At 39.8% G+C, this 21834-nt stretch carries 17 protein-coding genes; 7 read left to right on the top strand and 10 right to left on the bottom strand.

The window, feature by feature from the left end; translation table 11 throughout:
* Nucleotides 1-7: 7 nt before the first annotated feature.
* Genes ACO1QW_RS18405 through ACO1QW_RS18395 form a run of 3 tightly spaced genes read right to left on the bottom strand, consistent with a single transcriptional unit; the run spans nt 8 to nt 2392 of the window.
* Nucleotides 8-979: a sensor histidine kinase gene (locus ACO1QW_RS18405; RefSeq protein ID WP_486260844.1), complete on the bottom strand. Its 972-nt coding sequence runs from the start codon at nt 977-979 to the stop codon at nt 8-10.
* Nucleotides 979-1482 (bottom strand): gliding motility lipoprotein GldH, encoded by a 504-nt coding sequence (locus tag ACO1QW_RS18400; protein ID WP_486260843.1) that lies wholly within the window; start codon nt 1480-1482, stop codon nt 979-981. Before ACO1QW_RS18400 ends, ACO1QW_RS18405 begins: the two co-directional genes overlap by 1 nt.
* Before the next feature lie 31 nt (nt 1483-1513).
* Complete coding sequence (locus ACO1QW_RS18395) at nt 1514-2392, bottom strand: YicC/YloC family endoribonuclease (protein WP_486260842.1); 879 nt, start codon at nt 2390-2392, stop codon at nt 1514-1516.
* A 126-nt stretch (nt 2393-2518) separates the two neighbouring features.
* Here ACO1QW_RS18395 and ACO1QW_RS18390 point away from each other — a divergent pair, with 126 nt between their 5' ends.
* Together ACO1QW_RS18390 and ACO1QW_RS18385 are read left to right on the top strand one after the other, a co-directional pair.
* On the top strand, nt 2519-2824 hold the full coding sequence (locus ACO1QW_RS18390; protein WP_486260841.1) for a hypothetical protein: 306 nt from the start codon (nt 2519-2521) through the stop codon (nt 2822-2824).
* Nucleotides 2825-3139: 315 nt separating this feature from the next.
* Entirely contained in the window at nt 3140-4096 is a 957-nt protein-coding gene (locus ACO1QW_RS18385) for a UDP-3-O-(3-hydroxymyristoyl)glucosamine N-acyltransferase (RefSeq protein WP_486260840.1), read from the top strand.
* Between the two features lie 43 nt (nt 4097-4139).
* Here ACO1QW_RS18385 and ACO1QW_RS18380 read toward each other — a convergent pair whose 3' ends face one another.
* From ACO1QW_RS18380 to radA, 6 genes are all read right to left on the bottom strand, one after another.
* Nucleotides 4140-5228 carry a carboxypeptidase-like regulatory domain-containing protein gene (locus ACO1QW_RS18380; RefSeq protein ID WP_486260839.1) on the bottom strand — a complete coding sequence of 363 codons (1089 nt, stop codon included), beginning with the start codon at nt 5226-5228 and terminating at the stop codon, nt 4140-4142.
* A 133-nt stretch (nt 5229-5361) separates the two neighbouring features.
* The gene (locus ACO1QW_RS18375) at nt 5362-6537 is read right to left on the bottom strand and encodes a DNA polymerase III subunit (RefSeq protein ID WP_486260838.1); all 1176 of its coding nucleotides are present in this window, start codon (nt 6535-6537) and stop codon (nt 5362-5364) included.
* A 77-nt stretch (nt 6538-6614) separates the two neighbouring features.
* Nucleotides 6615-7163, bottom strand: coding sequence for a glutathione peroxidase (locus ACO1QW_RS18370; protein WP_486260837.1), 549 nt, complete (start codon nt 7161-7163; stop codon nt 6615-6617).
* Nucleotides 7164-7262: 99 nt separating this feature from the next.
* Nucleotides 7263-8654, bottom strand: coding sequence for a choice-of-anchor Q domain-containing protein (locus ACO1QW_RS18365; RefSeq protein WP_486260836.1), 1392 nt, complete (start codon nt 8652-8654; stop codon nt 7263-7265).
* A gap of 65 nt (nt 8655-8719) precedes the next feature.
* A complete protein-coding gene (locus ACO1QW_RS18360; RefSeq protein ID WP_486260835.1) occupies nt 8720-9424 on the bottom strand; it encodes a ComF family protein in 705 nt (234 codons plus the stop codon).
* Nucleotides 9425-9516: 92 nt separating this feature from the next.
* Nucleotides 9517-10911: a DNA repair protein RadA gene (radA, locus tag ACO1QW_RS18355; RefSeq protein WP_486260834.1), complete on the bottom strand. Its 1395-nt coding sequence runs from the start codon at nt 10909-10911 to the stop codon at nt 9517-9519.
* A gap of 509 nt (nt 10912-11420) precedes the next feature.
* Here radA and ACO1QW_RS18350 point away from each other — a divergent pair.
* The 4 genes from ACO1QW_RS18350 (at nt 11421) to ACO1QW_RS18335 (ending at nt 20235) form a co-directional block, all read left to right on the top strand.
* Nucleotides 11421-12113 carry a zinc metallopeptidase gene (locus ACO1QW_RS18350; protein WP_486260833.1) on the top strand — a complete coding sequence of 231 codons (693 nt, stop codon included), beginning with the start codon at nt 11421-11423 and terminating at the stop codon, nt 12111-12113.
* 188 nt (nt 12114-12301) lie between these two features.
* Nucleotides 12302-15367 carry a SusC/RagA family TonB-linked outer membrane protein gene (locus ACO1QW_RS18345; RefSeq protein ID WP_486260832.1) on the top strand — a complete coding sequence of 1022 codons (3066 nt, stop codon included), beginning with the start codon at nt 12302-12304 and terminating at the stop codon, nt 15365-15367.
* Between the two features lie 23 nt (nt 15368-15390).
* A complete protein-coding gene (locus ACO1QW_RS18340; protein WP_486260831.1) occupies nt 15391-16749 on the top strand; it encodes a RagB/SusD family nutrient uptake outer membrane protein in 1359 nt (452 codons plus the stop codon).
* A gap of 126 nt (nt 16750-16875) precedes the next feature.
* A complete protein-coding gene (locus tag ACO1QW_RS18335; protein WP_486260830.1) occupies nt 16876-20235 on the top strand; it encodes a methylmalonyl-CoA mutase family protein in 3360 nt (1119 codons plus the stop codon).
* 47 nt (nt 20236-20282) lie between these two features.
* Here ACO1QW_RS18335 and ACO1QW_RS18330 read toward each other — a convergent pair whose 3' ends face one another.
* Nucleotides 20283-20873 (bottom strand): WG repeat-containing protein, encoded by a 591-nt coding sequence (locus tag ACO1QW_RS18330; RefSeq protein ID WP_486260829.1) that lies wholly within the window; start codon nt 20871-20873, stop codon nt 20283-20285.
* A 137-nt stretch (nt 20874-21010) separates the two neighbouring features.
* On the opposite strand from ACO1QW_RS18330, the gene ACO1QW_RS18325 reads away from it, so the two are divergent.
* Entirely contained in the window at nt 21011-21817 is an 807-nt protein-coding gene (locus ACO1QW_RS18325) for an N-acetylmuramoyl-L-alanine amidase (RefSeq protein ID WP_486260828.1), read from the top strand.
* Nucleotides 21818-21834: the final 17 nt, after the last annotated feature.

The raw sequence follows: 21834 nt of genomic DNA, 5'->3' as shown, positions 1-21834 counted from the left end.
TGCAGGTTTAAAACTGAATTACAAAAATACTTCCACGTGGCGTATTGTTCATCACAAATATATCACCATTGTGATCGGTAATGATCTTGCGGGTGAGATATAAACCCAGACCGGTTCCTTTTGCTTTGCGTGTGTTTTCGTTGCCGCTGCGGTAAAACTTTTCAAATATCTTTTTCTTTTCTTCGTCGGGTACACCCATGCCTTCGTCGCTTACTTTAATCTGCGTTGTTTCATTATCATCCATTAAATCGACATACACCGGGCTTTCCTTAGGTGCATATTTCAAGGCATTATCTATAAGATTACTCAACGCAATCTGGATCAGCAATTCATCACCTTCTATATAAAGGTCTTTATCTGCACTGGCTTCAATACGGCGGCCGGGGTAACGATTCTTATAATCGCTTACCACGGTTTCAACCACATCGGCAAGGTTTACTTCTTCATGTTCACGCTGAAAATTCTTTTCTTCCATTTGCGATGCAAGGAGAATATTATTGGTGAGAATGTTTAACCGGTTTGTTTCGCTCAAAGCACTCAATAATAATTTTTGTTGCTGCACTTCATCCAGCTTACGACGTAATACCGTTTCAATACTAAGACGGGTAGTAGCGATAGGCGTTTTTAATTCATGCGTAATGGCCATCATAAAATTCTGCTGGAGTGCCGATACTTCGATTTGCTTACGGATAGAACGATAGACAAACACTGCGCCCGCAAGAATCAAGGCAAGAAATGTCAAGCCTTCGCCCACGTATTTTGCCGATTGTCTTTTTTGGAAAAGAAGTGTTTCCTCACGTAAAAGATCATATTTCGGATCGTCGAGTTTTAGTTGGGCAAGTTTTAATGTAGTCATGTCGGCACTTTGCCGTTCAAGCGAAATAAACCACCACACCAACGCAGCTATTACATAAATTAAAAGAATCCAGAACCAGAAGGAGAAATTGCGGAAACTATATACTTTGTTGGTATAAGCCATTATGATTTTACTTTTTCAATACGTATGCCGGCGTTCATTACGTGTAACAACGGATTGTCACGCATTGTTTGTTGCAGCCTGATAGTGTAAATACCCTTTTTGGTAAACCTTATATTATTAAATAACGGGTAACGTACTTCCCAAATATCGCTCATACCTGTTCCTATCCATTTGCCTTCCTGGTCTTGTAGTGTTAATTCAAAACGTTCTTTCTGAAACGTGCTATCGCCGGGTTGGCGGGTTGAAAGAAAAAGCCAGATGTTTTTATAGGCATACGCATCTGTATGGCGTAAAGTAACCAGTACATTATAAGGTGAAATAGTATCGGTGATATCAAACTGAACTTCCGGCTGAAAACTATAAGCCCATTCGTGCTTAGGTATCTCTGCATTTTTTTCAAAGGCATCAATAGAACTGCAACCGGCCAGCAACAAAGTGGAAATGATGAGTGAACCTGCAAAGAGTGAAGTTGCACGGGTATGTAAACGTTGCAATGATTTCAAGCGAAATGTTTTTACAAATATATGGGCTCCATTAAAGAATATTCAACACCTGCTCTTTAGCTTTTTCCAGTTCGTCTTTCATAAGTACCACCAGTTTCTGAATACCAGAGTCGTAAGCTTTTGCGCCGGTGGTGTTAATTTCACGACCTATTTCCTGCAATACAAAGCCGAGTTTTTTTCCTTTCGACTCTTCTCCTTCTTTCATAATGTTGAGGAAATAATCGCAATGGTTGCGTAAACGCACCTGCTCTTCGCTGATGTCGATCTTTTCAATATAGTAGATCATTTCCTGCTCCAGCCTGTTTGCATCATAATTCTCTTTACCCACTTGTTCTTCCATTTTGCGGCGGAGCTCTTCTTTCATTTTGTGTTGACGAAGAGGTTCGAGTTCAGAAATTTTTTCCTGGTAGGCAAGTATATTATTAATTCGTTCAACGAGATCTTTTTCCAGTGCAGAGCCTTCAAGCAGGCGGTGCTTGTTAATGGCGTTGATGGCGTTTTGCAGGGTTTGTTTAAACTGCCCGTATTGATCTTCGCTTAAAATATCGGTGTTGGGCACTACCACATCAGGCAAACGGAGCAGAGCAGCTAAAACATATTCACTTAACTCGAGGCCAAGATCAGTAGCCACTTCTTTGAGCGGATGGAAATAAGCTTTTGCCATTTCCTTATTAATAGTGATTGCACCGCTGCCGCCATTTTGTTTTAAAGAAATGCTGCAGTCGATAGTGCCACGTTGTAATTGTTCTGATAAAGTATTGCGGATAGCAAACTCGTATGGTTTTAATAACGGAGTAAGTTTTAAATTAAGTTCAAACTGTTTTCCGTTTAGCGATTTAATTTCAACCAGGAATGTTTTATCACCGGCAGCCTCTTCGGTTCTTCCAAAACCGGTCATTGATTTAAGCATAGCTTATTTTTAAGCAATGTAAAGAATTTCGTTTGTACAGAATCATTTAATTGAAACAAGCTTGTGTAGTATAACAACGACACTTGTTTTGTTAGCAGCGATTGTTGTGATTAAAAATGAAGATGGATGAAAAATAAAAAGCCCGGAAGACACCGAGCTTTTATGATGGATGGGTTAGTAAGTACCAGGAAATTTCTTTCCCTGCACAATATTAAAAATAATTTCTCCGATATAAAAAATTTTTCAAAAAAATTTTATTCACATTTTGAATTTGCGTGTGGAAAAGGGTTATGCATTTTTGAAGCAGTTAAAGATAAAAATGAATGTAACTACAATGCTTATTTTTTATTTCATGAACGAATGCTACTTCTTGTTATAAAAAACATTTCTTCTGAAATGCTGTGTTTACAATGGTTTCAGCGTAGTGCGTAAATATGCATTTTGTTTTTGTAATGGTGACGAATGTTTGAAATGATATTTTAAAGTTGAAGAAACAAGTTGTTTTGTTGACATGAGAAACCGCAAAAATTGCCGAAAAAAAAATTTTAAAAAAAGTTTTCCCGAAGGGTTGTTTTTCTGGTTTTGCAGAACATTTTTGGTTTCAGTCGTCGATTTGGTGTTATTAGTTTTTAGGTAGTGCAATTCATATGCCTGTGAAAATTTCAACTGCTGTCAACAATTGTTACCACTCATTTCATGGTTTGTTGCTGCACACAGAAACATATTACCTTTGGCAAAAATCAATGTATGAAGTTTCCTTCTCCCGTTCCTGTACAATGGATTGCTGAACTGATTGGCGCAGTTGTTACAGGAAATAAAAGTGGATTAGCAACAGGCATTAACGAAATACATAAAGTGGAAGAAGGTGACCTTGTGTTTGTTGATCATCCAAAATATTATGATAAGTGTATTCAGTCGGCAGCAAGTTTTATCATCATTAATAAAGAAACGGAAGTTCCCGAAGGAAAAGCATTGCTTGTTTGCGAGGAACCTTTTGAAGCCTATTTAAAAATTGTGCGACACTTTCGTCCGTTCACCCCGTCTGGTCAATTGGTAAGCAAGTCTGCCGTTATTGGCGAAGGAACAGTTATTATGCCCGGTGCATTTGTTGGCAACGATGTAACCATTGGAACAAACTGTATTATTCATCCTAATGTTTCAATTTACGATCACACTGTAATTGGCAACAATGTCATTCTGCATGCCGGAACAGTTATAGGCAGCGATGCATTTTACTTCAACACAAAAAAGAATCGTGACGTTTGGTATAAAAAGATGGAAAGCTGCGGCAGAGTGATCATTGAAGATGACGTAGAAATGGGATCTGGTTGCACCATTGATAAAGGTGTTACTCATGATACAGTTATTGGCCGGGGTACCAAATTCGATAACCAGGTGCATATTGGTCATGATAGTGTTATTGGGAAAAATTGTTTGTTCGCAGCACAGGTTGGTGTAGCTGGTGCCGTTACTATTAAAGACGGAGTCGTATTGTGGGGACAGGCAGGCGTAAGTAAAACGTTGACGATTGGAGAAAATGCTGTTGTGTTTGCACAAAGCGGTGTTCCATCATCTATTGAAGGAAACAAAACCTACTTCGGTACGCCAGTTGATGATGCATTACGAAAAAGAAAGGAGCTCGTTTGGGTAAAACGTATTCCTGAATTGTGGGAGAAAGTAAAAAGGCTTGAAGGAAAAGAATAATGTTTTCTACCCAACTCAAAAGCTCAGAACTTAGAACTGTCTGTTAATCTTCCGGCCAATAATCATACGGTAACTGATCAGCTAAATTTTTCCATGCCCAGTAACCACTGTTGATCACTTCGTGTTGTTCATAAAAGAAACCATTTTCTGTTATCACAAATCCATTGAGCAATTCCAATGTGGAGAGTTGTTCTTTTGCACTTAGTGGATATTTGTTAGCAACCAGGTATTCTTTTTCCATTGGCTGCAACGTGTACACGATCCTGTATTTCCCAAAGAGATTGATTTCTCTATCAACACTATCTATTAAAACATATACGGCAGAGTCGTATGGATTTTCTACGGTGCGGATCTTCGGTTTTGCGGTGATGGTGTCGTTGTAAACATGCTCTATTACAAATCCGTTATCAGCCAGAGTGCTGTCGTAATAACAACGCATAAAATGCAATCTTGAACCCAAATAAGCTTTCTCCCGGTTCTTCAACCAGACATTTTTTTGTTCAGCTGTGGAATCAAGCTCTGCATAAAAAGCTACGCCTGCATAAGAACTGAACTTGCTGTTGTAGTCATAAATAAATGAATCGAGCTGGTAGCTGATGCGGTAACCCAATGCATAATTCATGACAACAATTGGCTCTTCAGCTTTCACTTTTAATACATTTCGTTTGCGGGAAAAATAAAATTTGAGAGCAGCAGGATTTTCAATGTTGCATTGCTTTGCAAAAGGTGTACTTCCGATAAAATAATCTGAGAGCTGTTTTCCGTATTTGGTCCAGCCATCTTTTACTTCTGTACTGGCCTGTATAACTACTTCTTCCAGTTTCTTTTCTTTTTTCTTTAAAATGATATTGAGTTCGTTGCTGTTGTCTTGTGAAGAACTGATACGTACACTTTCAGTTTCGTAACCAGTATACGTAACAACGAGGTTATGACCACCTGCCGGCAACTCCATCCTGAATTCACCTTCTTTATTCGTAATGGTTCCTTTGGTGGTGTTTTGACAAAGCACAGATGCACCTTCTAATGGCAATCTTGTACTATCGTCAATTACTTTTCCTTTAATATAGAAATAGGATTGTGCCGAACCCGAAAAGAATAGGAGAGTAAGGATAATGGAGAGGATTGTTTTCATGATTTTCATTGAGATGGATAAAAATAAACAATTTTCAGGCCGTAATAAAGTTTTGCAGAAACACACCTGTTGAGTTTAAAGGGGGCAATGCGCAGGGTGTTTAAAAACTTGGTGCAAGCTGTGTGAAAGAACCTTAACTCATTTCTATCACCGTTTTATTTGCGACGATGTGATAAAGCTTAATGGTTAGCGCCATGAACAACATTTTTGCGTTTGCATTACGCTCAATGTGATATGCAGCTTCATCAAGTAATTGCGTGATGGCTTGCTGCTGACTGATATCGCATAATTTATTTAAACGTATCGCAAAATCTTTTTCAGCGCCGGTAAGGGGCAAATGTTCTTCACCCATCGTTCGCAGGCGAATGCTTTGCTCAAGCAAATGTGTAAAGTAACGGAGGAACTGTTTTTGCTTTTCACGACCAAGTGCACTGGCAACATCCACCCACTTTACTTGTGCAACCGGGCCGGTTTTTAAAACTGCATTCAGCCATTCTCTTAATAACTGTTGCCAGTCTTCTTCCGCATGTTGAATAAGTTGTAACGCTTCACGGTAATTGCCCTCACTTACACCAGCAATTTGCATGGCTTGTTCTTCGCTGAGTTTACTACGTTGCACTAAGGCAGTTGCAGTATCTTTTAAACCAATTGGCGGAATGCGAACTGTTTGGCAGCGACTTAATATGGTTGGTAAAACAAGACTTTCGTTTTCGGCTACTAATATAAATAGGGTGTTAGGAGGGGGCTCCTCGATCAGTTTCAACAGTTTGTTTCCTTCGTTGCCAAGATACTCAGGCATCCACAATAAAAGAATCTTGTATTCACTTTCAAAACTTTTAAGATTAAGCTTGCGGATAATGTCTGCACATTCTGCGGCTGTAATATTGCCCTGTTTATTTTCGGCACCAATAAATTGCAACCAATCATACACATTACCATACGGATATTGTTTAATGAACTCACGCCATTCAGTAATGTAATCGGTACTCACAGGTTTATCGCCACTCTTTCTTGGAATAACGGGATAACTATAATGAATATCGGGGTGAATATATTGTTCAGCTAATTCAGCACCATGACTTGCAGGTGCCGCCACTGGTTCATCACCAAATAAACCAGCTGTGGTTGCAACAGGTTTATTTTTTTCGCTTTGCATTACTACATAAGAACTAAAAGCAAGTGCAAGCGGCAATGCTCCACTGCCTTCCTTTCCAATGAACAGCAATGCATGGCTGAGGCGGTTATGATCCACCATTTCCTGCAGTTGCTGAATCACAGGCTGCTGTCCAATAATGTGAGAGAATTGCATTGGGCGAAGATAGGATTTGCCGAAAAGAAAAAAGCAGGAGTATCGCTCCTGCTTTCTGAAAATACATTGTTGTCTTGTTACAACTTACTGGTAATCTCTTCACTCATTGGCGTTACCTTACTTGGAAAGTACGCAACAAGCTCACCTTTTTCGTTGAGTAAAAATTTGTTGAAGTTCCATTTTACTTCGGCATCAAGCACGCCATTTTTTTCTTTGCTAGTAAGCCATTGGTAGAGGGGGTGCATATCATCACCTTTTACACTGATCTTTGCTGCCATTGGAAATGTAACATTGTAGGTGCCGGTGCAGAATTCTTTGATCTCTGCATTTGTTCCCGGTTCCTGTCCGCCAAAATTGTTCGCCGGGAAACCAATTACCACTAATTTGTCTTGATATTTTTTATACAACTCTTCCAGTTCGGTGTATTGTTTTGTGTATCCGCACTTAGATGCAGTATTCACAATCAGGATCTTTTTTCCTTTGTATTTTGAAAAATCGATCACACCACCTTCAAGGCCTTCTACTTTAAAATTGTAAACCGTTGGAGAAGCGCTAACTGCTTTTTTCTCAGTGATCGTAAAAGCAAACGAAACAAATACCACAAGGGCAAGAAGTAAACGTATCATAAAAATTAATTGTTTAGTAAATAACAGGATTTCTGAATGAATGTTCAAAGATCATGCGAATCCGTGGATTTGATCTTCCTTCCATCAAATTTTAGGATGTTATTGCTTTTCATAGCACCCGAGGTCAGGCAAACCAACCCTCGACAGCCCATTAAAATCCGTGGTTAACGGCGTGATCATACCTTTATTAATGGCTGGGGAGCCCGCCTTTAACCTGAAATCATAAATACGACGGATCACATCTACGCTGTCAAATGCGGGATTTGTATTCTTCAACACATTATTGAAACTTGTATTTAAAGGATCAACCTTGGTCCTGAATAAAACATTGTTCAACGTAACATTTACTGCTGCTGTACCTTCTTTCTGCACCACAATTTCGTTGTCAACAAATCCCTCATCACCCCAAACAATACTATTGGTGAATGAAGCGGTAAGCGGCGACGTATATACCGTGTTATTTTGTTTTACAAAATTTGTTGCGCTCACTGCGGGGTTCTTATGTTGCACAAATGAATTTGAAAACGAAACGACGGTGCAATGATTAAATTGATAATTGCCACCATAAATCAGTGCAATATTAGTTCCGCAGTTGCTGATAAGACAGTTGTTGGCAACAACACTACTGTTTACAGCCAATAAACCGATATCATAAACATTATCGAGCACGCAGTTGTTCAATGTAAGTTTAGGATTTGCATTAGAAGCAACTTTTTCAACCACAAGGCCTTGGTAGGCATTTGTTACATAGGTATACTTGAGTTGATTATTGATACTGCTACCACGGAAATAAATGCCGGGCCATGCACCGGGATAATCACGATACGGCTCATCCAAGCGATTGCTACGAAAAACAACGCTGTCAGATTTTGTACCGTTGATGATGAGCGTGCCGTCAACAATAAATGGCGCATCTGCATTTAAATAAACTCTTGTTCCCGGTTGAATAGTTAGTACTGAATTTGTATCTATAATCATTCCACCAAGAATTACATATGGTTTATCTTTTGTCCAATTGATATTTCCCTGGAAAATAGTGCTGCGGATATAATTGGCGTTTTGTCCCCACGCTTCCAATTGTTTAAAAGAAGTATTACCGTTCCACTGAATTTTTATACTGTCACGAATAACAAAAGGCTGGTTATTTGCATTGGGATTTATGTTCACACGCACAAACACATACATACTGTCGTTTCCTGCAATTTCAATGTTGTGGAACTGTGTTCCTTCGCTACCGTCAACATTTATTTTAAAAGCCGAAGATGTGCCGCCCATTAGTTGCACATTGCTGATATTGACCTTTTGCTTGTTTTCATTTTTAATTAGAAAGTACTGTGTAACAGATCCAGCCGTTGTGAACACAGTATCGAACTGTAAACTGTCGTTACCGATCATCAGTTTTGCTTCGCTGCTGTTCGTAAACGATTCTTTTTTGCAGCCAATCATCATGGCAAAGGAAAGAATAAGCAGTATGGGGAAGTAGTTTCTCACAATTGTAAAAATAAGCATCCAAACTGTAAAGATGTTATAGCAGGGCTGTTAAACTTGTTTTCTGTTTAATCGTCACTCGACCAGGCTAGCGTGGCAATACTAAGCTCTACATCTTTTGCTTCTTTTATAACCAGTCCGCAAGCCTCGAGTGTGGCACCGGTAGTAATAACATCATCAACCAGTAATACATGTTTGTTCTGAAGAGCTGAAGAATCACTTAGTTCAAAACTTCCATCGACATTTTTCAAACGCTCGGTACGGCCTTTTTTTGTTTGAGTATCTGTATATCGTTTGCGTAAAACTATGTTGTCAAGGACGGGGATGTTCATTACTTCACTGATTCCTTCACATAATATTGTCGCCTGGTTATAGCCACGCTTCTTTTCTTTTGATGGATAAAGAGGTAGAGGGATCAAGGCATCAATTTGGTTGAAGCGATTACTTTTCTGCAGTTGTAATCCCAGCCATTGACCCAGTTGGTGACCAACGTCGGTATTGCCATTGTATTTTAGTTGATGGATTAATCGTTGCAGAACCGAACTTTTGCTGAAGTAATAACCTGTTGTAGCTTCTTTAACCTTCAAACGCCCATAAAATATTTTTTCGATGGGATTGCCGGACAATGCGGCATAATTAGTTTCAGGCAGATTGCTGTAACAGTGAATACAGATGGGCTGATCATTTTCCAACAGATCACTGGCGCAACCAGCACAATTATGCGGATAGAGCAGGTGAACAAAATCGTTAAAAAGTTTACGGGTGTTAATCATGAAAGTAAGATAGAACACAGCCGGAAAATTTGCAAATAGAAACGAAGAAGTTTGTTTTTGCTTTAAGCGATAAGCTTATAGCTTGCAACTTTCTATTGAAACAAATATTGGTACAACTCTTCTACTTTACTCATGGTGATCACCTCAATATTATATTTATGCAGCAGCTTTTTTTCATTCTCTTTCCTTTGGCCAAGATTGTACTTGCTGATGATTATTTTTTCAAAACCAAGTTTCTCAGCTTCAGCAATGCGTTGATCAATTCTGTTAACAGCTCTTATTTCTCCACTCAGGCCCACTTCACCCGCAAAACAGATCTGCGGATTTAAGGGAACATCTTCGTAACTTGAAAGTAAGGAGCACAATACAGCAAGATCAATTGAAGGATCTTCAACTTTCAAGCCTCCTGCGATATTTAAGAATACATCCTTCATGCCGAAATGGAAGCCACCACGTTTCTCAAGTACAGCTAATAGCAATTGTAAACGCCGCAGATCAAAACCTGTCACTGTTCGCTGGGGTGTACCATATACGCTTTGTGTTACCAATGCCTGCACCTCAATTAATAAAGGACGCATCCCTTCCATTGTTGCAGCAATAGCAATACCACTCAGTTGATCTTCTTTTTGTGTGATAAGAATTTCACTGGGATTTACAACAGGCCTCATGCCTGCTTCTGTCATTTCATAAATACCCAATTCTGATGTTGATCCAAACCGGTTTTTCATAGTACGCAAAATGCGATAAGCATAATGGCGATCGCCTTCGAACTGCAGCACCGTATCAACCATATGTTCAAGAATTTTTGGTCCGGCAATGTTGCCATCTTTGGTAATATGGCCAATGAGAAATACAGGTGTGTTGGTTTCTTTTGCAAAACGTTGAAGTTCCGCAGCTGTTTCACGTATTTGTGAAATACTACCTGGCCCACTTTCAATAAAGGGAGTTTGTAATGTTTGAATTGAATCAATGATAACTACCTGCGGCTTCAGTTTTTTTATTTCCTGAAAAATAGTGTTGGTCGATGTTTCGGTAAGCAAATAAAAATCTTCGTTTCTCATTTGCAAACGGTCGGCACGCATTTTAATTTGTTGTTCACTTTCCTCACCACTTACATATAACGTAACACAATTTTTTAAACGCAAACCTATTTGTAAAAACAGGGTTGATTTACCAATGCCTGGTTCACCCGCAATTAATACAATACTTCCCGGAACTATTCCGCCACCAAGCACACGGTTCAATTCTGCATCCTCAGTAACAATTCTTTTTTCTTCGCTGCTTTTTACTTCGCTTAATGAAATAGTTTTCATTTCGCCGTTACCGACAGTTTCTTTCCAACTTTGTTTTTGGGGATTGGTTTTGTCTTTTGTTATTAATTCTTCAACAAACGTATTCCATTCATTACATGACGGACATTTTCCGATCCACTTCGCTGACTCGTATCCACAATTCTGACAAAAAAAAGATGTTTTTATTTTACTCATGCGTTCAATTATCAATCATATAAAAGTGCATTAAAAAAAATGATCATTAAGAATTTATTTTGGTTGAAACGAGTGAGGCAAAAAAATGCAGGAAAAAAAGAAAAAAGAGAAAAAACAATAGGAAAAAAGCAAGAAGTTTATACAAAGTAAAAGGGCTGGAATTTCTTCCAACCCTTTGTACTTACTAACCCATTAAATTCTGTTGCTAAATTACAAATTGCCGCCACATTACAAAATTATTTTTGGCCGATGTGCATAAATTCTCGTCAATCGAGTTAGTAAAGAGAGCTCCCTGACATGATGCATATATCTATTTTAAGTTATTTAAAATCAATCTGTTATAACAAAAACAGCTTTGACTTTAAGGCTGTTATTTGCTTACGGCAACATGTAAACGTAACTCCCTCTGTCAAAACGACTTAGGGCTTTATTTTAAATGCAAAAAAATGGCGCAAAAAAAATCTGGAAACGAATTTGATGCATAAGTATTATTAAATTTTAAACAGAATATGACACCAGGAATCTTACTGATCTCTCTTCTTTTTATGGGCATCGGGTTTTTAGTGCAAATGAGGTTAAAATCCAAGTTTAAGCACTACAGTCAGCAGCCTCTCATGAGCGGTTTAAGTGGCAAAGAAGTGGCTGAAAAAATGTTGCGGGAAAACGGAATTTATGATGTACAAGTTGTTTCGGTCGATGGTTTCCTGAGCGACCACTATAATCCGGCTAATAAAACTGTGAATCTTAGCCCGGACGTATACAGCGGGCGTTCTATTGCGTCAGCCGCAGTGTCAGCACATGAAGTTGGGCACGCTGTGCAGCATGCCACTGCATATCAATGGCTTATGCTTCGTTCCCGCCTTGTGCCGATAGTTCAGGTCAGCACCACTCTTTCCCAATGGATATTAGCAATTGGTGTCGGTATTTTAGGGTTCGGAGGTGGAAACCCGACGGTGCTATTGATAGGTATCTTGTTATTTGCCGCCACAACCATATTTTCCCTGATCACCCTACCAGTTGAATTTGATGCAAGCAACAGGGCACTGACCTGGCTTGAAAGAACGAATGCTACCACCGCTGAGGAGCATCCCGGTGCAAAAGACGCCTTGAAATGGGCAGCTACTACCTATGTTGTTGCGGCCATCGCTTCCATTGTGACTTTAGTGCAGTATATACTAATTTATTTGAGCAGGAGGGACTAATGGCTCACAAGATAAATTGTAAAAATTCGACAAATATCCATTATCGGCTTCCTATTTTGTCACTTGAACAGATTAATTAAATGTTTCTTAAGTTTAAATGCAGCAGGCTTTATAATTGTAGTGTCTGTTAAACGGGAAAAGATTTGTTAAAATTTTTCCATTATTTTCGAAACCTAAACAACTGCAAAATGAGAAAACTGCTAGGAATGACAATAGTTCTTCTATTGTCGATGGGTCAGCTCTTGGCTCAAACGAAACAAGTAACAGGGAAAGTTACTGATGCCACCGGAACCGCCCTTTCGGGAGTATCAGTAAAAGTAAAAGGCTCCAATGTGGGAACATCCACTGGCACAGACGGCACTTTTACCATCGTCATGCCCAAAGGATTAACCTCACTAATTTTTTCAAGTATCGGTTTTGATGACCAGGAAGTTGATGTAAAAGGCAATGTTGCGAACATTACCCTTAGCCAAACTTCAAAAAACCTTAATGAAGTTGTAATTACTGGTTACGGTACGCAGGTAAAGAGAGATGTAACTAGCGTTATTGCACGAGTGAAAGGAAGCGAGGTTCAAAATATGCCAGTAGCTGATTTGTCTCAGACCTTACAAGGGAGGGCTGCAGGTGTGTTTGTTGAAGGACAGAATGGTAAGATCGGCGAAGGTATTAAGATACGTGTGCGTGGTGCAAGTTCACTCAATGGAAGCAATGAACCTTTGTATGTCGTAGACGGGGTTCCGCTGGTTGGCGGTGTTTTCGGAAGTGCGTCTTCTGATATAAACTTTAACGACGTTGAATCTTTTGATATTTTGAAAGATGCATCAGCCGCCGCTATCTATGGTAGTCGTGCAGCTAATGGTGTCATTCTTATTACTACCAAAAGAGGTAAAGCAGGTAAAACAAAGTTTACGCTGAATACACAGTATGGTATTCAAAATCCAACTAACAAAAGAGGTTTTTTAAATGCTGCCGAATACATTGAATTGTTTAAAGAGGCTGCCATCAATACAGCAAAGTATCATTACAACAGAGCTGGTAACTGGAGAAATTATGCAAGCGAAGCGGCAGCTATTGCAGATATGACAACTTATGTAGAAAATCGTTTTACACGGTATAGTGGGTACAGTGATTGGCGTACATTACAAACAGACAACAATTGGGAAGATGCAGCTTTCAACGATAACGCAAGCACAAGCAATATTGAATTAAGTGCACAAGGCGGTACTGATAAGAACAAATTTTATTTCAGTGCTGGTATCAACAACCAGGATGGTATTTTGATTGCGAATAAATTCAGAAGAATGAGTTTGCGTTTCAACATGGATAATCAATTAAACAATTGGTTAAAGATGGGGTTGAATATGAGCCTTACTAAAACAGACAGGAAAAGACTTTCTGCTGATAACGCTTTCAACACTCCTATGCAGTTAGTGGCAATGTCGCCAATAACTCCTTTCAGAAATCAGGCAGGTGTTTTATACAATACTCCTACTACTACTTACTACAATGGTTTGATTGATACGGAAGATGCAGAAAATAATGCACGAGGTTATAGAAATCAAGGAAACATCTATGCCGAAAGTAGAATTGCAAGAGGACTTACCCTTCGTAATGAATTGGGTCTCGATATGGTGAACCAGAGCGACGAACGTTTCTGGGGTAGTCGTACAGATGGAGGTGCAGGTATTGGCGGTGCTGCATGGGCACAGTGGTTTCGTAATACACGCTGGACTACTAACAATTACTTCAACTATGTGACCAACATAAACGACAAGCACAAAGTAGACGCAACTTTAGGTATGAGTTATGAGAACCGTTACGATGAGTATTCGTTTGTAGAAGGTGAAAATTTTGCAGACGAAAGCATTAAAACATTGGCTGGGGCAAGTACCATTACTGGTGGCCGCACTACACATGATATGAACAACCTGGTTTCTTATTTTGCACGTGCAAACTATAGTTTTAATAACAGGTATTTGATTAGTTTAAATGCAAGGATTGATGGTGATTCACGCTTTGGAAGTAACTACAAGTATGGTACGTTCCCAAGTGTGTCTGCCGGATGGATCATAAGCGACGAAGAGTTTTTAAGCAATAGCAAGTGGCTTAGCTTCTTGAAGCTCCGTGCGAGTTACGGTATTGTGGGTAATAACTCAGGGGTCGGATTTTATGCATCGTTACCACAATACGGCAGTGTAAAATACGGAACTACCGGAGCTGGTTTAGCTATAACTAATTTTGGTAACAATGACCTTCGTTGGGAAAAAGTCGCAACAACTGATGTGGGTTTTGAATTTGGTTTGTTCAACAATCGTGTAAGTGGTGAATTTAGCTGGTATAATAAAAAGACAACTGATATGTTGTTAGCTCTGCCCACGCCATCTAATTCGGGAACAACTTCAATATTAGCTAACATCGGAGAAATGGGTAACAAGGGTATCGAGTTTTCAATCAACTCCACAAATGTTGTTACACGCAGTTTTAAATGGACAACCAGCTTTAACGCAGCGAGAAATAAAAACAAGATGCTGAAACTGGATGGAATACAAAAAGAAATACTACCAAGCGACGCTCGCTACGCTAATGCGGTAATTATTGGTCAGCCGATTGGTGTGTTTTACGGTGCTAAGTATGCGGGTGTAGATCCTGCTAATGGCGATCCATTATTTTATGAACAAGATGGTAAAACAACAACCAATGTTTTTGGCGATGCTGGTAAGTTCATTATTGGTGATCCTAATCCGGATTGGATCGCTGGTATTAGCAATACAATCACATGGAAAGGTCTTGAATTGAATTTCTTATTTCAAGGAGTATTTGGTAACCAGGTTCAGGATGGTGCTGGTGGATTTATGAGTGCAAGTGCGGACTGGTTTGATAACCAAACACGTGACCAATTGAAAAGATGGCAAAAACCTGGTGATATTACCAATGTTCCTCAGGCACGTTTGAACAGATTTGGTGATTTCGATAGTCCAAGCATGAGCACAAGATATATTTATGACGCTACATATGTGCGGTTAAAAAATATTACGTTGGGTTATAATCTGCCTGCAAATGTTCTTAGCAAGGCAAGGCTTTCAAACGTTCGCATTTACGTAAGCGCCGTCAACCTCTTAACCTTTACAAAATATCCAGGATGGGATCCTGAAGTAAATACCGACTACCGTGCGGGTAATGTTAACCAGGGAAGTGACTTTTATGCAGCGCCACAAATTAAAAGTGTTGTTTTTGGCTTAACTGTAGGACTCTAATTAATCAACCCAAAAAGATTATCATGAAAAGAATATCAATATTTATAGCGCTGTCGGGAATTGTTTCCATGACGGCATGCGACAAAAAACTTGACCTTATCAACCCGCAATCAATTACAGCAGAAAATGCGTTTTCTACTGGCGATAAAGTGAAAAAAGTATTGATTGGTAATTATGCAGCTATGGGTGCAGCAGCCTTATTCGGTGGAGATGCATTATGGATGAGTGAATTAATGGCAAGTGGCGGTGACTTGAACTGGGTTGGTACTTTTCCTGAACCAAGGCAAATATGGAGTAAGGCAATTCTTGTAAGCAATAGTAACGTTGCCGCAACATACTCTCAGGCATACCGAGTTATCTTTAATTCAAATAATATTTTGGCAAACATGGCGGTAGTTGCGCCTGCAGACCAGGCAAAAGTTGCAGCCGAAGCAAAGTTTCAAAGAGCGTTGGCGTACTTTGAGCTGATTAAGTTTTTTGGCGAAAAGCCTTATTTTGCTGGTAATGCTTCTACACTAAAAGGCGTTCCTCTTGTTACAGTTCCAGGCCCACCAAATCGCCCTCAGGATGCTGCATATTTGATCCCAAGAGCAACAGTTGAAGCAGTGTATCAGCAAATAATTACTGATCTCACACAAGCAGAAGCTGATCTTCCTGCAAAGAATGGGTTTTATGCAAATAAACCTTCAGCATCATTAGCTCTTGCTAGGGTTTACTTACAGCAAGACAAATTTGCAGAAGCAAGAGATGCGGCTCATCGTTGCATTACTGTTGCAGAAGCAAATGGATTTGCCCTTGTAGCTAATTACAGCAATGCTTTTAATAATTCAACTAATACTACTGAAGATTTATTTGCAATGCAGGTGACTGATCAGGCAGGTACAAACAGCAATTTTACTTTTTTTAGTACCGATACTTACGGCGCAAGAGATGGTGATATTGAAGTAACAGCGGCTCATTACAATAAATACAGTGCTAATGATCTCCGCAGAAACCTATTCTTCTTTGAATATGGTGAATGGAGAGTAGGAAAATGGAGAGATATTTACAAGAACGTAAAAGTGATGCGTCTTGCTGAAGCATACTTAACAAGAGCAGAATGTAACAGGCGCTTAGGCACCACTACAGGAGCAACACCAGAAACGGATCTTCACAAAACCAGAGGGAGAGCCGGATTGTCATTACTTGCAGCACCTACGTTACAGCAAATATTAGATGAAAGAGAGTTAGAACTGGCTTTTGAAGGTCAAGGTTTGTGGGATGCAAAACGTTTAAGATTAACTGTTGACGGTAATGCATGGAATTCAGATAAGATGACTTTCCCAATTCCATTACGGGAAAGAAACGTGAATCCAGATCTCGCACAAAATCCGGGCTACTGAGTTTAATAAAGTAAATTCAAAATAAAAAATGCTCCCACATCGGGAGCATTTTTTTATTACCAATTACCTTGCAGGAGATTAACTACTTTTGCAAACATCCGTTAGTAAGAAGCCTTAATAATAATTATGAGTTATTCTCCTTCCAATAAAGTTCGCATAGTTACCGCTGCCAGTTTGTTTGATGGTCATGATGCCGCCATTAACATTATGCGCCGTATTATGCAAAGCAAAGGCGCTGAAATCATTCACCTCGGTCATAACCGAAGTGTACTTGAGATTGTTGAAGCGGCCATTGAAGAAGATGCGCAAGGTATTGCCATTACTTCGTATCAAGGCGGACATGTTGAGTTTTTCAAATACATGAAAGATCTGCTGGAAGAGAACGGTTGCGGCCATATTAAAATTTTTGGTGGCGGCGGAGGTACTATTCTGCCAAATGAAATTGAAGAACTTCATCAATATGGCATCACCAGAATTTATTCGCCAGATGATGGGCGACACATGGGCCTCGAAGGAATGATTGAAGATGTAATTAAGCAATGTGATGTGTCACTCAACGGAACAGGTGAGTACAAAACAGCAATGACCTTGGGTGAACTGAAAGATGTAAGAACCGTAGCAAGAAAAATCACGAATGCAGAAAATGGTAACGGAAGTTCCAAATTCCAAATACCCAATACCCAAATTCCAGTATTAGGAATTACCGGAACAGGCGGTGCCGGTAAGTCTTCCGTAACAGATGAAATTGTTCGTCGATATTTAAATGCATTTGCCGAGAAAACGATTGCTGTTATTTCTGTTGATCCCTCCAAGAAAAAAACAGGCGGTGCATTGCTGGGCGATCGTATTCGCATGAACTCCATCTCCAGTCCACGTGCTTACATGCGTAGCCTGGCCACACGTGAAAGCGATAAAGCTTTAAGTGTACATGTGCAGGAAGCCATCGACATATGCAAAGAAGCAAGCTTTGATTTTATTATTTTGGAAAGTGCGGGTGTTGGGCAGAGTGATGCTTCCATTCTCGATTACTGCAATGTGAGTTTGTATGTGATGACACCGGAATACGGGGCAGCATCACAACTCGAAAAAATCAACATGCTCGATTATGCTGATGTAATTGCTATCAACAAATTTGATAAAGCAGGGGCATTAGATGCATTGGCTGATGTGCGTAAACAATACAAACGCAATCATCAACTCTTTATGGCGAAGGATGATGAATTGCCGATTGTTGGAACAATAGCTTCGCAGTTTAATGACGGAGGTGTGAATGAACTGTTTGAAAAAATCATTCATGCAATCGAAACAAAAACGAATACTAAGTTTAGCGTTGTTGAGCATGTAACACATAAAGACACTGTAAGTAAATCACTCATCATTCCTCCGGCACGTGTGCGTTATCTCAGCGAAATTGCTGAAGCCATTAAAGGTTATAATCAACTGGTGGAAGAGCAGGCAGCAATTGCTTCAAAAATTTATCAGTTGCAGGGTGCAATTCAAACGCTTACAGCAGCTAAAGCTCCTTCGACAGTTGTTGAAGAACTTGAAAAACAAATTCATCATCTTACCGAATTGCAAACTCCAGTTGCAAAAAAATTAATAGCACACTGGCCTGAAAAAGTAAAAGCCTATCAGCAGGATTTTTATGAATACAAAGTGCGTGATAAAATCATCAAGCAACCATTGTTCAGCACCAGCTTAAGTGGTTCACGCATTCCGAAAGTGGTGTTGCCGAAATACAAAGACTGGGGCGATTTATTAAGATGGCAGGCACAGGAAAATGTGCCGGGCAGTTTTCCGTTTACAGCAGGTGTATTTCCATTAAAGCGTGAAGGTGAAGATCCTACAAGAATGTTTGCAGGTGAAGGTGGTCCTGAGCGTACCAACAGACGCTTTCACTATGTATCGCTTGATCAACCGGCGAAACGTTTATCAACGGCCTTCGATAGTGTAACGTTGTATGGTGAAGATCCAGCCCATCGTCCCGACATTTATGGCAAAGTGGGTAACAGCGGTGTAAGCATTGCAACAGTGGATGATGCAAAAAAACTCTACAGCGGTTTTGATCTCTGCGATCCGAAAACATCGGTGAGTATGACCATTAACGGGCCAGCTCCGATGTTGCTTGCGTTTTTTATGAACACAGCGATCGATCAACAGTGTGAGAAATGGATAGAGGCGAATGGACAACAACAATTAGTTGAGGCTGCTTTCGAAAAGAAATTTGGCAAAGGCGCAAAACCATCCTACAACAACACGTCATTCCCCGGCGAATTGCCTGCAGGCAACAACGCACTTGGTTTACGTTTACTTGGTTTAAGTGGTGATGAAGTATTGCCGGCCGATGCTTATGAACAATGTCGCCAAGCTGCATTGCAACAGGTAAGAGGAACGGTGCAGGCAGATATTTTAAAAGAAGACCAGGCGCAAAACACCTGCATCTTCTCAACTGAGTTTGCATTAAAACTGATGGGCGATGTGCAGGAATATTTCATTGAACAGAACGTTCGCAATTTTTACAGCGTCAGCATCAGTGGTTATCATATTGCAGAAGCGGGTGCAAATCCTATTACACAATTAGCGTTCACATTGGCAAATGGGTTTACGTATGTAGAATACTATTTAAGCCGTGGAATGAACATCGATGATTTTGCACCGAATCTTTCTTTCTTCTTCAGCAATGGTATGGATCCCGAGTACAGTGTAATTGGTCGTGTGGCAAGAAAGATCTGGGCGAAATCGATGAAGTACAAATACAAAGCCAACAAACGCAGCCAGATGTTGAAGTATCATATTCAAACATCGGGAAGAAGTTTGCATGCGCAGGAAATTGATTTCAACGATATACGCACCACACTTCAGGCATTGTATGCGATTTATGATAACTGTAATTCTCTCCACACAAATGCATACGATGAAGCGATTACTACACCAACCGAAGAAAGTGTGCGAAGGGCAATGGCTATTCAACTCATCATTAACCGTGAGCTTGGTACAGCTAAGAATGAAAACCCGAATCAAGGTGCATTCTTAATTGAAGAATTGACAGACCTGGTTGAAGATGCAGTGATGAACGAATTCAACCGCATTACAGAACGTGGTGGTGTGTTGGGTTCAATGGAACGCATGTATCAACGCAATAAAATTCAGGAAGAGAGTTTGTACTACGAGCATCAAAAACATACTGGTGAATTACCAATTGTAGGCGTCAATACTTTTCTTAATAAGAATGGAAGTCCTACAACTATTCCCAGTGAAGTAATAAGAAGTACTACCGAAGAAAAAGAACAACAGATCAGTAACCTGCAGGCGTTTTGGAAACGGAATGAAGAGCGTTGCAATGAAGAACTGAAAAAATTAAAACAGGTAGCTGTAAGCAACGGAAATATTTTTGCCCAACTGATGGAAACAGCAAAATATTGTTCCCTCGGGCAAATAACACATTCATTATATGAAGTAGGCGGGCAATACCGCCGGAACATGTAATAAAAAGAAAGGCACTCTATTGAGCGCCTTTCTTTCACCTTAAACTATCATTGCTCATTTTCTTTTATTTCTTTTCCTTTCTTATCGATCATGATCAGGGTGCCATTCTTCATAACTCTTGCCTGTCCGTCAACAAAGAAATCAGCAAAGTTGTATTGATATTCAAAAACAAGATTTCCTTTCCGGTTAATGTAGCCCCAAAGTCCTTTGCTATTTGATACCGGCGCCAGTCCTTCAGAAAAACCTCGGGCCGATTCATATTCAAATGGGATCACTACTTTAAAATTGTGATTTAAAAATCCATACTTGCCATGTAAACGTACAACGGCTAAACTATCACGGAAACAACCGGCATCCTCGTATTTAAATTCTTCTACTTCTTTTCCTGTTGAATCAATGTAGCCCCATTTGTTGTCTTTACGTACAGTTGCCTTGCCTTCACGAAATGTCATTGCTTCATCATAGATCAATGGCACCACCAATTCTCCTTTTACATTAGCATATCCGAATTTGCTGCCTTTGGTCACTTTCGCAAGACCAAATGCAAACTCATCTACATAGTCGTATTGTTTTATCCAGCTTTGTGCAGTTGAATCTAAAGCAATGAACATAATGAGCAGGATGAAATACTTTTTCATTGTTCATATTTTTAGTGTGTGAGAAATATCATATTCAAGGTAGATACTCCTTTAACCTTTTTCAATGATGCCAGGCATCGGCAACAATGACGATGAGCAGAAAAATGGCATTTCGGCCAAATACGTAACTTGCCGCTATGAGAAAACTCAACTTGTTGTGGCTTTACATAACAATAGTTGCCATGGGTTGCTCAAGCAATCCATATAAGACAACCAATAAATCGTACAAGAAGCAAACAAAGGCATTTGCAAAATTGCTGCAGCAATATCCTTTACAGGATTCGGTGAACAACGCACCGTATTTTGTAGGCACTACCAATTTGTCCATGCGAAGGCCAAATTTTGTTATCATTCATCATACAGCCCAAAACAGTTGTGAACAAACGCTGAAAACATTCACGCTGCCACGTACACAGGTGAGCGCACATTATGTGATCTGCAAAGATGGAACGGTGCATCATATGTTGAACGATTATTTGCGTGCACATCATGCAGGTGTGAGCAGGTGGGGTAATTCAACGGACATTAATTCAAACAGTATTGGCATTGAATTAGACAATAACGGGTTTGAAACATTTGATGAACGACAACTTACCAGTTTGAATTTATTATTGGAGCGGTTAAAAAAATCATTCAATATTCCTGCTTCAAATTTTATCGGGCATGGTGATATAGCGCCCACACGGAAAAATGATCCCAACTGGCGTTTCCCCTGGCAAACGTTGAGCGAAAAAGGATTTGGTTTATGGTGGAGCGACACCAGCAATGTTCAGGTGCCTGAAAATTTCGACTATCTTACAGCTATACGCATTGTAGGGTATGATATAAAGGATTCATCGGCCGCAATCATTGGATTTAAGCGGCATTTCCTCATGGATACGACAAGGGGTATGACTCCCGAAGCAACCAAAGTGCTGTATCAACTGCATAAAAAATACCTGTAACTTTAATCAACTCCGGT

The sequence above is a fragment of the Lacibacter sp. genome, from assembly GCF_057361365.1.
This window is presented reverse-complemented; position numbering and strand designations above follow the sequence as displayed.